Annotated in this window: 8 protein-coding genes; all 8 read right to left on the minus strand. The window is 50.9% G+C overall.

Translation table 11 applies throughout. The annotated features are described in order from the left end of the window. Nucleotides 1-4 precede the first annotated feature (4 nt). Nucleotides 5-1,900 carry a sulfatase-like hydrolase/transferase gene (locus tag SMSP2_RS09605; RefSeq protein ID WP_146683739.1) on the minus strand — a complete coding sequence of 632 codons (1,896 nt, stop codon included), beginning with the start codon at nt 1,898-1,900 and terminating at the stop codon, nt 5-7. Between the two features lie 55 nt (nt 1,901-1,955). Beyond that, complete coding sequence (locus tag SMSP2_RS09610) at nt 1,956-3,467, minus strand: sulfatase family protein (RefSeq protein WP_146683740.1); 1,512 nt, start codon at nt 3,465-3,467, stop codon at nt 1,956-1,958. Between the two features lie 19 nt (nt 3,468-3,486). Then, nucleotides 3,487-5,805 (minus strand): cellulase family glycosylhydrolase, encoded by a 2,319-nt coding sequence (locus SMSP2_RS09615; protein ID WP_186804670.1) that lies wholly within the window; start codon nt 5,803-5,805, stop codon nt 3,487-3,489. A gap of 74 nt (nt 5,806-5,879) precedes the next feature. After that, nucleotides 5,880-7,454: a sulfatase family protein gene (locus tag SMSP2_RS09620; protein WP_146683742.1), complete on the minus strand. Its 1,575-nt coding sequence runs from the start codon at nt 7,452-7,454 to the stop codon at nt 5,880-5,882. A 20-nt stretch (nt 7,455-7,474) separates the two neighbouring features. After that, on the minus strand, nt 7,475-9,025 hold the full coding sequence (locus tag SMSP2_RS09625) for a sulfatase family protein (protein ID WP_146683743.1): 1,551 nt from the start codon (nt 9,023-9,025) through the stop codon (nt 7,475-7,477). Further along, entirely contained in the window at nt 9,015-9,833 is an 819-nt protein-coding gene (locus tag SMSP2_RS09630) for a hypothetical protein (protein ID WP_146683744.1), read from the minus strand. The genes SMSP2_RS09625 and SMSP2_RS09630 overlap by 11 nt, the downstream gene beginning before the upstream one ends. A 1-nt stretch (nt 9,834) precedes the next feature. After that, nucleotides 9,835-12,345, minus strand: coding sequence for a beta-mannosidase (locus SMSP2_RS09635; protein ID WP_146683745.1), 2,511 nt, complete (start codon nt 12,343-12,345; stop codon nt 9,835-9,837). Nucleotides 12,346-12,475: 130 nt separating this feature from the next. Then, nucleotides 12,476-14,218: a sulfatase-like hydrolase/transferase gene (locus tag SMSP2_RS09640; protein ID WP_146683746.1), complete on the minus strand. Its 1,743-nt coding sequence runs from the start codon at nt 14,216-14,218 to the stop codon at nt 12,476-12,478. Nucleotides 14,219-14,226 lie beyond the last annotated feature (8 nt).

Consider the following 14,226-nt stretch of genomic DNA (forward strand, 5'->3'; position numbering starts at 1 on the left):
TATCCTATTGGGCTAATGAAAAAAGAATCCGTTCAACTGAGACGGCTTTGGTTTTCTTCTCAGTCTCGCCCGCGGCAACGGTGAGGGGTATTTTGCCTTTGGGCAGGTTCAAAACTCCAAACTCAATAGAATTATCCGTCGCCTTCTGCTGTGTTATTGTCTGTCCCGCGGCGGTAATTGACAAAGGTGCCGCGTTTGTAAGTTCTTTTCCGGTAAGCCTTATAGCATATTTGCCCTGCTTTGCCACATCGAGCTGATACGCGGCGCTGTCACCGGCGAGAGCGAAGCCCTGCAGAACATTTGTAACATACATTTCGCCGGAGACATCCTGCACCTTGCCGGCGTAGCCCCAGTACGTGCCGTCGGGATATTTCCATGTTGACGGGTCTCCGATGAGGATTGGCGCCATACGGAACGCGCCGCCCTCGTTTATCGCGTAATCCCAGCGGCGGCGGCATTCTGCCAGCATACGGGCGGTTATTTTGGGCTGTTCTTTGCTCAAATCCCGGGTTTCCTGAATATCGTTTACTTTATCATAGAGCTCAACCCTGCCGCCGGGACGGACATGGAGTTTATATTTTGGCCCGCAGAGCGAGACATGGTGATCTTCCAGCCTGAGCGACGGCGGATCGGGAACAAAACCCCGCGGCGCCTTTACCATACCCTCGCCCCATATCGTCATGCGGAAGATTTCCGGATGCTCTACCAGGGTGTCTTTGTCATCAAGTGCCCGGCGAAGGCTTACGCCGCAAAACGGCTTGTGCGAAACTATATCATCATCTATGCCGGCGTAATCAAGCAGCGTCGGCAGGATATCCTCCGCCGCCGCGAACTGATTGCGGCCGCCTGCAGGAATAACGCCCGGATAACGCACTATCAACGGAACACGCACGCCGTTTTCCCAGACCAGCGTTTTACTGCCGCGAAGGCCGGCAACGTTTCGTATGTTCCAGTCCGGCGTATCAATATGCCCGTCCTTATCCACTTCCCGAGCACTGGGGCCGGTCTGGCCGTTGTCGCTGACAAAGACTACGATAGTGTCGCGGTCCTGGCCCGTCTGAGCGAGAGTATCGAGAAGTCTGCCGATACATGCGTCCATCTGTTCAATGTGACTGAAACATGCGGCGATATTATCCGAGCAGCCCTTTTCGCGGTAATACGGCGCATAGCGTTCATCAACCGGCTCCCAGGGCAGGTGCGGGATAATGTAAGCCATTGTCAGCAGCCAGGGTTTGTCTTTTTTTTCTTTGATGAAATTTACCGCTTCATCTGTCCATATCTCCGAAGTCCAGCCTTCATACTTATTGTTCTGCCATTGAAGCGGCATCTCGCCGTCTGGTTTACGTCTTAATACCGGGTCTTTATGCTGGTATCCGCCGCCTGCAAGAGCATCGTTCCAGCCGGCAAACCACGGCAGCGTATGCACCTGCGCCGGGCAGTCGTCTTTTCCGATATAAAAGGTTTCATACCCGCCGGCTTTGAAAAACGCAGGCATCATGGTTTCATCAGTACGCAGGTTCTGCCGAATAGGCACGCCCCATACGCCGGTCAGCAGGTGGTTTCTGCCGGTGTAGAGCATACTGCGGGCGGGTGAACAGGCGGCGCCGGTTGAATAGTTGCGGAGTAACGCCCCCGCGCGCGCCAATTCATCAATGTTAGGGGTACGCACTATCTGGTTATCCATGAAACCGAAATCGCCATAGCCCTGGTCATCGCTGATTATCAGCAGAACGTTGGGCCTTTTTCGCGGCGGGGAAAGTTTATCTGCCGCAGTTTCAGACGAGACGGTTTTGCTGCGCATAGCGTTTGCTACCGAAGCCGAACCGGTAAACGCAACCGCCGCAGACGTGCTCATCATCAATCTTAAAAAACCTCTGCGGTTGACTTTATCTGTTTTCATTTGCAAGACTCCTTGTTGAGACGCTCATCTTAAAATTCTTCTGCATACAGGAATGTCAGCCTTGATCCCATTGTGCCGGATACGATTGCCCCTTTATCAGGCTCTCAAGTAACGGATCGCCGGTGCGTTTCATTTCCTTGATCATCAGCTCACGCATTTCATTTAGCCGGGCCTTGTACTCGGGCTTCTCGGCGAGATTATTAAAGCTGTAAGGGTCATTTTCAAGGTCAAACAGCTCCTCGCGGCGGCGCAGCAGAATGTAATCCAGCCTTTTTCTTATCGCAGGGTCGGTATGTGCCGCCTTCTGCATCGCGGCCAGAGAGAGACCGGACTGGTTGTCTGTCGGCTGGCCGGTTCCCTGGAGACGTTTCTTAACGCCGTCAGACCAGGGGTTAAAGACATAGCTCCATTTCTTTGTATGAAGCCCCCTCATCGGGAAAACCTGAGTACCTTTATATACATAGTTGTATGTAGTGAAAACCTCGCCGCGGTTATTTTGTTTTCTGCCTTTCAGAACGGGCAGCATGGAACGGCCGTCCTGCCGCTTTGGAACGGAAATATCCAGAGCGTCGAGAAGCGTCGGCATAATATCCAGCGTTGAAACAAAATGCTGTGAATCTACCGAGCCGGGTTTTATCCTGCCGGGCCAGCGGATCATCAGAGGGGTTACGGTAGAATGGCGGTAGCAGTTCTGCTTGGCGGTGGGCATTGGGGCATCATGATCGCTGAAGAAGATGAAAATTGTATTTTCCGCGAGCCCTTTCTCTTCCACGAGTTCCATGATTTTGCCCAGTGTGTCATCAGCCCGCTTGACGCAGGTGAGATACTGAACCGTTTCTTTACGCAAATCGGGCAAATCCGGCAGGTACGGCAACAGCGGCACATCTGCCTCTGAACATACCGGCTCCATCACCGGAAAATCAGGTGCGTGAGGATATTGCTTTCGTACATTAGCGACAAATTCTTTTTCCTGCTCACTGCCGGCAAACGGCCGGTGCGGATCAGATGTGTTCACGCCGATATAAAACGGCTTATCTGCATCCCGGGCTGTTTCTATGATCTTTTTTGTCTCATCATAAAACGCGGCGGGTTTTCGGGAATACCAGCCGTCGCCGCCAAGTCCGTTTATCCAGTTATCCCACTCAAAAGCCTTGTAATCGCGGCCTTTGCCAATAGAAGCGGTGTAGTAGCCGTTTTTCATCAAAATCCCGGAAAGAGACGGACAGGCACCCTCGGCGACTTCAACAAAGCCCATCGAGCCGTTGCTGTGAGGGTGAAGCCCTGTCATCATGGACTGCCTGCATGGCATACATATCGGCGAGCTTACATGAGCGTTGGTGAAACGCATTGACTGCGAAGCCAGCCGATCCATGTTCGGCGTGAGGTTTTTCAGCGGGTTTCCGTAACAGTTGACCGAGGTGATATCCATATCATCTACAGTAAAGACCACGATATTGGGCCTGCGGTCTTTTTCACCGGAGGAAAACCGGCTCTGCATGGCAAATGCCGCCGATGTTCCAAACATCAGAATCATTGCTTCTCTGCGGCTGATTTTTTTGCTGCTCATCGGTTAATCCTTTATATTTTTACTTTTTATTGAGTTTCTTATTAGCCTGCTCAAGTGCATCAAGCATGTATGCGCGATGATTGTCATCGGTAATGTTCCAGCGAACCTGATCTTCATGTTCAAAATCAAAGTTCCATAAAGCGGATAACGGCACCTGATTTTCGACTATAATGTTTACCATGTTTTCAAACTGCTCACGTTCCTCCTCGCGGGTGTTGTCCCTGTTTGCAGGGCCGAATTCACCGATAAAGAGCGGCTTGCAGGTTTCTTCTGCAATCTCCATCATAAACGCCATCTGCTCGGCAGGGCCAAACTCCTGAACGCCGCCGTGAATGTGCTTGTCGTCTTTAAAGTAATAATAGAAATGGGCAGAAAGGCCGCTCATCATTGCGTTGTCTTTTACATAAAGACTCCTCCACTGCTCCTTTGTGTCTTTTTCCCAGTTGTTATTTTTCCAGTTATTATACGCAGAAGAGCGGGGCATTGTGTCGCCGGAAAAGATCGGGCGGTGCCTGTCAATCCTGCGGATAGTCCTGACAAATTCTCTGTATGCCGGCCAGATGTTTTTGCGGTACATTTTATCATCTGCCGTTCGTTTCAGTGCAAGACCAACCGGCGGCTTTGGCGCATGGTCAGGCTCTGTCCAGCCTCTGCCGTGCTCGGCGCCCGGAATATCGGACTCGAGGATATACTCATTGCCAAACTCCCACGCCCAGATCGCCGGAGAATCTTTGTATCTCTCAACCACCTCGGTGGTGAATTGCCGCATAAACTCACATGTCTTGCTTTTGGGGTTGCCCCACTGATTGACTGACTCGCCGACAAGGTCGGGGACTGTCGGGAAATACCAGAACAGGCTCGGAATCAAACCGATCTCCAGACTTTCGGCATCGGCAACGAGACTGTCAAACGCGGTGAAAAAGTCTTCCTTATTGTTGAGATAGACCTTCCAGTCGTTTGGATAGAAGCCGCTTGCGCAAAAACGCACAAACGGTATATCATACTGTTTTAATGTTTCAAGGCCCTGTCGGTAAGACCTGTCGGAGAGCTTAGGGGGATAGCCTTCCTGGCCGGTCATGCGGATAAGGGCGGAGAAATAGTTTATCCCGATTCCCTTATACGGTTTACCGTCTTTATAAAACTCGCCGTGTTTCACAGTCAAACCGGGCTTGTCGCCGCCGGCATCAATACCCGCTCCGTAGGCAAATCTTTCGTTAAGCTCTTTTACCGCCTTGAGCATATAGGCACGTTCGCCCTGGGGCAGTATGTCCCAGTCAGGCTGGAACCGCCCATTCGGGATAAAGTTCCAGATGGCTGAAAGCTCGATTTCATTATCCTCTATCGTTTTCATCATACGAAAGAACAATTCTTTGGCCTCTTGGTCATTGCCGGGCATTCCCAGCTCACCGGCCCAGATGACCTTGTTGTTTTCCCGGCAGGTCTGGGTTATGTCGCTGACAACCTTTTCCATCGGAACCTTTTCATGATAATAGTTCCCATCAGTTTCCTTGTAGAGGTGAAAAGAAGCAACATCATAACAATCCGGCGTGTCAGCCTCAAACATCTCGAGCCACTGTTCTCTGCTGTCAGGTGCCCACTTGTCTTCGTTGCGGTTGTGCCACGCCTGTGCCCGGGGTATTGAGTCGCCGGTTACAATGATTCTGTCTTTGTCGATCTCTCTGATAGTCTGATGGAAATCTTTGTACATATCCAGAATCAGCGGGCGCAGCAGCTTGTCTGCCTTTGTGCGGGGCTGATCGGAGCCGGTTTTTTTCGGCGGCAGATGGTCGTACTTTGGAAGATCCGCAAACAGCATATACTCGTTACCAACCTCCCAGCCGTAAATCGCGGGTGAATCTTTGTAACGCCTGACAACGTCGGAGGTATATTTGCGGATAAAGGCACGTGACCTGCTGGAACTGTCTCCAAGGGCACTCAAAGGCTCGTTAACAAAATCAGGCACCGCGCAAATATACCAGAACATTGACGGGATAAGCCCGATGTTGTGTTTCTCCGCTTCACGCACAAATAAATCCAATCTGCGGAAATACTCTTTGGGGTTGTCCTGATAAAATTTCCAGCCCATGTGTTCAAACGGCCCGAACCGGAGACGGATATAAGGGATTTTGTTTTCTCTGAGGACTTTGAAGCCCTCGACAAAATCCCGATTTTGAGCATCATCAAGCAGAAGCCCCAAAGCGTTGTGATAGTTAATTCCCATAGCCCGGTAAGGCTGCCCCTCGTGCAGCAGGACTCCGTTGCGGACATAGAGCCCCTTAGGGCATTGGGTATTATGCCGCTGGGCGGCGCAGGCCGCGTTGAGTGCTGTAAAAATCATAATAAATCCGAATAGATACTTTGAAATAGTTTTCTGCATTGAGTGTTCCTGAAATTTCATGATGTTTTGAGTTGTTATCTTTTACTTACCTCTTTGAAACGGGCATCGAGTTTCGCCGCGATATCGGGGTACTTTTCTATGACGTTTACCGATTGACTCGGATCATTTTTGAGATTGTAGAGCTGCGCCTTTGGAGCGTCCGGTTTCAAATTACCCTCTTCGTCGTAATCAGAATTTACAAGCCCCAGCTCTGCCATCTGCATTGCCCAGTCCATTCTCGGGTCGGTCGTAACTCCCTGTGAGCCGGGTTTTGGGATATACACCCAGTCGCCTGACCGCAGCGCCTGACCGGTGATGCCTATCATGAACAGCTCATGGCGAGCCGGTTTGTTTGTTTTACAGGTTAGCACGTCCAGCTGATTTATACTGTCCGGCGCTGCATCTTCGGGGGCGTCTATATTCGCCGCCGCCCATACGGTTTTTGGTATATCCATCAGCGAAACAAGAGGCTCTACGGTTTTGCCCGCCGGTATTTTCCCCGGCCAGCGCATAACGAACGGAATCCTCACACCGCCCTCCCATGCGTCTGTCTTTTGCCCGAGCCAGTTGAGGTTTGCTCTGTGACCCATCTTGTATTCACGGGGGTGGTAAATGGCTCCGTTGTCACTGGTAAAGATTACGATTGTATCGTTGACAAGGTCTAACTCCTCAAGCGTTCGCAGTACCCTGCCGACACATGCATCCATCTGCGTGACGAAATCTCCATAATGGCCAAGCTCTGTTTTGCCCTTGAATTCATCTGAGGGAGCAACGGGGACATGCGGAGCAACGAGCGCAAAGTTTATAAAGAAAGGCTTCTCGCTGTTTGCCCGGATAAAATCAACCGTGTGCTGTGTTACTATCGGGTCAATCATATCAACCGGCCTTGCCTCATGGGCGGCTTTGGCACCTTTGCTGATGCCCCAGCCCCAGGGCCCGCGTTCTATTTCCTTTGGAACAATCTCCAGAGGATCGTCCGGCTCAAGGCCGACAACATGCCTGTCCTTTACGAAGACAAACGGCGGCTCGTTGTGGGTAAACGGCGTGCCGAAATAGCTGTCAAAGCCCATCTCCAGAACGCCGCGGGGCAGCTCTTTGTTCCAGTCAATATCCTGGCGGTGTTTGCGGTCCTCGCTGTGCTCGCCCCAGCCGGTATGCACCTTGCCGAAATAGCCGGTGGCGTATCCGTTGTCGCGGAATACCGATGCGATTGTCGGCTGGCCCGGCCGGACAAGCGACTCACCGTTCCAGTTATAGGGGTAGCGGTGGTAATACTCTCCGGTTAGAATCGAATACCGCGACGGCGTGCAGACCGCGGCGGTTGAATGGGCGTCAGTCGCGAGAATACCCTCAGCGGCGATTCTGTCAACATTGGGCGTGGTGATCATTTCCGAGCCGTAACAGCTCACATCACCCACGCCGAGGTCGTCGGCAATTATCAGCAGTACATTTGGCTTTCTGCCGGTATCAGCACCTGCGGCGGCAATTTCTGTATCACTTTTTATGCCCATTGCGTTTGTTAGAGCAGAGCTTCCGGAAAACATGACTGCCGCCGAAGTTCCCATCATCATTTTCAGCAATCCTCTGCGGTTGATCCTGTCTGTTCTCATAGCAAATTTTCCTCGTGAAGTCAACTGATCGAATATGTTTTTGGGTAATCCCTCTTACGGATTATATCTGTATTTCTCTTCATCCAGTTCAAGCCGGTCTCGTGCGGCACAGGCCGCAGCGGTATGCGGGCGGCTTCTTTTTCGTCCATAACAGAGCGAAGTTTCTCGAGCAGCGGCTGACTGGCATTTTCATAGGCAAGGTTGTGCTGCTCGTCGGGGTCTTCTTGCAGGTCAAAGAGCTGCTCAACGCCCATCCTGTGCGTCTGCATTGACGGCGGCAGGCCGGTAAAACCCTCATTCTCTTCATAACTGCGGATATACTTGAAACGCCCGTCGCTTACCATGTGCATATACACACTGCTTTCAGCGTAAACGTACTCCCGCCAGCCGTCGGATTTGCCTCGTTCTACCAGAGACCGCAGACTCCTGCCGTGGGGCAGTTTCGCCCCGTCAGCGCCTGCGTAGTCGCAGACTGTCCGGCCGAAATCGATTCCTGAGACCAGATGCTCGGTGTCTTTGACATTTTTGCGTACCCGCAGAACATCACCTAAGGCTGCCACGACAAAGGGAACCTTTACTGTCTCTTCATAGAATGTGGATTTACCTACACCCCAGTGGCGTGCCATTCCCTCGCCATGGTCGGAGCAGAAGATTATCAGCGTGTTGTCCCGCCATTTCGACTGTTCAAGCTCATCAAGCAGCAGTCCGATTTCCGCATCAACCATTTCTATAAACCGATGGTAATTATACCTGTGCATACGCCAGAGGTCATCGCTCCATTCGGAGAATTTGGGATTGTCGATCCAGCCGCGGTGTGTCGCAATCTGAATGGTAGGCTCTCGCCGGTCATACTCATGCGCCGTCGGCAGCGGGGGTATTTCGTTGTCGTTTAAGACTCCGGTTTTTGTGTAACGGGGGACTTTTTTGCCGTTTACCGTTTCCGCACGGGCGTATTCAATTGAAGGGGTAATACAGATATCGTGCGGGTTTAAATAGCCTAATGACAGGAAAAACGGTTTATTATCGTCATAGTTGCGTAAAAATGCGCGTCCGCTTCGGGTTACTTCCTGGTCGGTCAGTTCGCCCCACCAGCTGCCCTCGTGAATGACGTGGAAAAGCTGCCGCACGTTCTTGCCGGGAACATGCCACTTACCGGTGTAGTAGGTGTTATAGCCGGCCTGCTGAAGCAGCCTTGAGAGATCGGGGGTGTCCTGATGGCAGGGAGTATTGTTGACTACGATGCCGTTCTCAGAGGGGTATGTACCCGTCCACCAGCCCGCCCTTGCCGGACAACATACCGGATCAGTCGAATAGGACTGCATAAACGATGTGCCGTTGCGGACAATCCGGTCGATGGCGGGCGTAGAGGTAAACTCCGCCCCGAATGCGGCGATTGAATCCAGAAGGCTCATCTGATCAACATGAATGAAGATTATATTCGGCGAAGAGGCTTTGGCCCGGCCGCAGGCATTGGAAGGATAGAACAGCGCGGGAGCGGCAAACGCGGCGGCCGTTGCGCTTTTCATAAAGGTTCTTCGGCTTATATTTTCTTTGCGGTCTTTATTTATCATTCTGTGCCTGCCTTTCTACGCAAGGGTTTGAATTATAAACAAATGCCGATAATGCAAAACGGGCTATCAGCAGCCGCCCATGGTCATCGACCCAATAATAAAACGGGGTGATCCCCTCTCCGCTCTGCGCATATCCGTGTAGAGTAACTTCCCTGCCGCCGAAACGGGCCTGGAATATCTCGAGAAAACGAATGCTGTGGCCTGTGTGAAAGCGTTCGAGCTGCGGGAAATAATTGAAGCTGTATTCCCCGCTTCGCGGCATAAGCTGAACAGCCGCCAATAGAGACCAGTCACTCACAACCGGAATCGCGGGGTCAGTCTGTGCGTATGTTTGCCATTTTCCTTTGGCGTTTTTCTTTTGAATTCTGCCGCGGCCAAGCCTGCCGGTTTCTTTTATCTTTTTAAAGCCGGCAGCCGCGGGGTCAAGCTGATTTTTCAGCTCAGCCTCCAGCGTCCACTCAGAGCCGTCTTTAAGTGAAAAAAGCCGGTCACGATTGCACTCTGCGCGGACATGAAGATGCTGGCGTTCTCTGTTGAAATTCTGTTCGAGCTGACGAATTCCCGCGGCCTTAACAATAACGCCGCCCTTATCAAAGACGGTGTTTATACGCAGGCTTCCGTAATAGATATAGGATTCGTTGGTGAAATCCTGCGGTCCGGTATAAATCACATCATAGGAGTTTTCCCAGTCCGACTCAGGATCAAAGCCGCCCTCAGGCAGCGTGCTCTCTTGTGCGGAGAAGCCGTCATTAAAGACCTTCTCGAGAATCCCTCTGTCACTGAATGAGTAGTGCAGTTTATCTTCCATTTTATTCCTCCCATTCGTCAAGCCAGGTTCTAATGCGTATATCAGATTCCTTTAGCGGCTTTGGGGTTTCTAAAATTACAGTTTTGCTCTCTTGTGGGCACATATCAAAATAATTGTCGCTTAGACAGCCGCTCTGTTCATCATCGAACGAAATATAAACGCATCTTGCGTATTTTTCCGTCTTGAGAGTTATCGCCGCACTACAGCATGTATCGCAGGCTTGCTGTTCGAAGCCGGTGATTTTGATTTCCGGCCGGGGCCACTGGATATCCTTCCATAGCTTGTGGAAAAACGGCTCTGTGTATGTTTGATCAGGGGTTACAAATTCACCGAGAAGAAAGCTATTCTTTTCATCGGAAACAACGGATCCGGCAACACTGATAACCATTTTCGAGCTGTGAGCGGACAGCTCTGCCGCCGTTGCGGCCAGAGGCGTTTTATTGCCGTTTACATCCATTAGATACACTGCCGCCTCACCGGAAATAGGTGCGGGCAGATTGTGTGTTATATACATTTCGTATGCATCGCCGGCATCTTTAAACGAAAGAACAACCGGCGCGGAAGCTCTCTTGACGGCATAGTAGGCCTGTTTGGGCACGCCGTAGTAGTCGATAAGAGACCAGCTCGCGGCGGGCCAGCAGTCGTTGAGCATCCAGACAAGCGCACCGGAATTGACCGGCATCCGGCGTCTGTGGTGCAGGAACTCATCATAAACGTACTGGGCGTAGAACGTTCCGGCGAGCTTGACGAAATCCGCCGCACTCTGCGGTTTATAAAACAGCCTGCAAACGGACTCGTATTGGACCTGGAGAAATGTTTCCTCAAGCGAGCTGTACGGATTGTCCATTATGTGGTGTTCCCAGCAGCCGTTGAGCGGCCAGAGCTTATCTTCTGAGATAAATTTCTTTATCGAGCTTAGTTTGGGCGGGCCGTGAAAGCCGAATTCCGACATAAACACAGTTTCTTTGCCGTCAATATGTTTCCTGAAAGAAGTTATGTCATCTGTAAAAGCTGACTCCCACGTGCCGCCGTGTGAATCGCCGGAGGATGAGTCGTTTCCGATATCTTTGAGACTGAACGGACTGCTCGGCGTATAGGCCAGATCTTCCATAAGATGGCCGACAATTCCCCTGCCGAGGTAATTGGTCACAAAATCGCCGCGGCTTTTCTGTTCTCCGAACGAGCCGGTTTTTTCATTGCCGCCGCACCAGTGAGCTATGCAGGGGTGATTTCTAAGCCGTCTGACCTGATACTCAAACTCGGAAACCAGCTTGTTTGTCCATTTTATATTATCGTCGGGTATATCTGAACAGGCAAACATAAGGTCCTGCCAGACCATTATCCCGTACTCATCGCAAAGCTCATAGAAAGCGTCCTTTTCGTAGATGCCCCCGCCCCACACGCGGATCATGTTCATGCGGCTTTTCCTGGCCAGAGTCAGCAGTCTCTGGTAAACGTCCCGGTTTATCCTGCCGGGGAAACAATCTGCCGGCACCCAGTTGGCACCCATGCAGAATATGTCCATACCGTTGACCTTGAACTTAAAGCTGTGTGTCTGGTCATCATTGAATTCCTGAACAAGCTCAACCTCCCGAATACCGAACTTTCCGGATTTGCTGTCCAGGCAATCGCCCTGCGGATCTAAAAGCCGTATCTGATACTCGTAAAGATTCGGCTCTCCATAACCGTTTGGCCACCAGAGCTTTGGATTCTCGATAAAGAGGTTGAAGAAATTCCTGCGGCCTGAAACATCTATTTGTTCCCGCTTCTGATAATCGCCGTTTTTGGCAGTTATTTCTATCTTATACCCGGATTCTGCCTTAGCGATTTTCTTTATCTCTCTGTCGAGCTTGATGTTAAATACAGCTCTTCCGTCTGCTTTTGTACGGATGTAAACATCCTCTATTACGCCGGCCGATTCTGCGAGAAGCCTGACACTCTGCCAGATGCCCAGAGCCGGCAGCTCCGGTGCCCAGTCCCATGAGAACTGGCACTGGGCCTTGCGGGCAAAGATTCGCGGCGTATAAAAACACGCAAAATAACTGCTGGTATCGGTCTTTTCTATCAAAGACTTAGTGGCATGGACACAAACGGCTATCTCATTAGTTTCACCGGCTTTGAGATAATCGGTAACATTAAACGAATAGCGCAGGAAAGAATTTTCCGTCTGGCCGATTTTCCTGTTATTAACATATATCGACGCGTATGTGTCTATGCCGTCAAAAATGAGTTTGACGGTTTTATTACTGAAACCGGCGGGCACATCAACCTGTTTTTTAAACCACCAGCTTCTGTTATTCGTCCAGGAGCATTCCTTTGTATTCTGATCAATAAAAGGATCGGGCATTCTGCCGGCTTCTATCAGAGTCGGATGAATATCACCCGGCACTGACGTCTCAAGCCAGCCGTCGCCCTCAAGCTCGGAGCCGGGCAGGTTGTCATCGGTATATTCAATGTACTCCTTGTCTTTTAAGAGCCATTTACCGTCAAGTTCTAAAATTTCAATAGGCATAATCTACCTGTGTATAATCAAAACACTATTATATTTACTGCAAAAAATGGATTATACAGTATCTGTGAAGAAAACGCATAGTCATTTCACGTTATCGGTATGTCATTTTGCGCAGAAAGTCCGCCAAATCTTATTGAGTATGGTTTGGCCTGGTATCTAATATCTCGGAATAATCCACAATTCCGCATTTTTTCTGCCATTTATCACACTCAGCGGTTAATCTGGCTGCAAGTTCCGGCTTCTTTTGGGATATATCCGTAGTCTCTGCCGGGTCGTTTTCCAGATCATACAGCTCGTAAACCGTTTCTTCTGTTTTACTTGTATGCACATACCACCCCGGCTCTATCAGCAGTTTCCACCGCCCTTTATAGATACAGCCCTGCTGGCCCTTGTCATTAAAGAACATATACTCCGCCGGCGGCAGATCTTTGCCGTCAAATACGCCGCTGATGTCCCTGCCGTCAAGAGGTTCTGTCTTTTGCCCGTGGAATTCATCCGGATAACTGCCGCCCGCCAGAGTCAGGCAGGTTGGCATAATATCATAAACATGGCATATAGTGTGATTTATAAGCCCGGGCTTAACCCTGGCGGGCCAATGGGCAATACAGTGGGTCTTTGTCCCGCCTTCCCACATGAGGGCTTTGCAGCCGTAATACGGCTTGTTCATCATATCGCCGACATGCGCCGCGGCACCATTGTCGGAAAAATACAGAATCAGCGTATTGTCAAGTTGGCCCTGCTCTTTGAGCAGCCGCGTCAGCCGCCCGACATTCTGGTCAACTTTCTCCAGCATCGCGGCATGTAGAGCGAGTCTGAGCTGATACTCTTTTTTTTCTTGCTCGCCTGGGAATTTTCTGGTGTGGAAATACTTCCTGTAATCGGTGTTTTCCGGCAGCAGTTTTTCTCTTTTGAGTCCCTCAACACGTTTTTTCTCCACCGTTTCCATATCCTCATACAGAGGCATATATTTATCGACCAGCTCCTGCGGCGCCTGCAGCGGCATGTGCGGCGCGCGATAGGCCAAATACATAAAGAACGGTTTATCGCTGCCGGATGTATCTTTAAGCATATCAAGTGCCCTGTCAGTTACCCCGTCAGTGGCGTAGAATGCCTTGGCGGTCTTACCGTGGTTGGGTGTGTAGGGATACCTGTTCTCATCTTCGTAATGGCAGTGCATTGAGTAGGTTTGATCATAGTTCAAACGGGCAGGTTTGTTTCCGTCAAGATAGTTATGCTGCTCCTCGGGAGTAAAGAAAAAGTGGTTTTCCCCCTCAATAAGTCCGAAATACCTGTCAAAACCCCTCTGCATCGGCAGTGCATTGAAGTCCGCTTCCATCTCCTGTGGAGTAAGCTCCCAGCCCGGGTGCAGTTTTTTCCACAGTTGCCGGCGAGCTGGCGAATCCTTCATGAGACTGCCGCCCAGATGCCATTTACCCGCCATCATAGTATGATAGCCTCTCTGCCCCAGCAGCTCCGGAATGGTCGGCAGGTTATAAGCCAGCCTTGCACGATAGGAGGGGCGTTTCATCTCCCACTGCCAGCCGCCCAGTGTGCCGGCAGCGAAACCGGCGTGGGCGCTGTCACGTCCGGTCAGCAATGATGCGCGTGTCGGGCTGCATCTGCCGGCGCTGTAGAAGTTTGTAAACCGCATACCATTTCGTGCGAGAGAATCTATGTTCGGCGTATGAATCTCGCCGCCGTAACAGCCAAGGTCTGTATATCCCGAATCATCGGTGAGAATAACGATTATGTTGGGTGTTTTTTCTTTTGCAGGTCGAAAAGCCGCCGCCGCGGCGTCCCTTGCACCTAAATATAAAGCTGTGCCGAACAGGGAAAAACCGCGAACAAATTCTCTGCGTGTAAGACTCTTCATAGGTAGCC

It is taken from the genome of Limihaloglobus sulfuriphilus (assembly GCF_001999965.1).
Taxonomy (GTDB): domain Bacteria; phylum Planctomycetota; class Phycisphaerae; order Sedimentisphaerales; family Sedimentisphaeraceae; genus Limihaloglobus; species Limihaloglobus sulfuriphilus.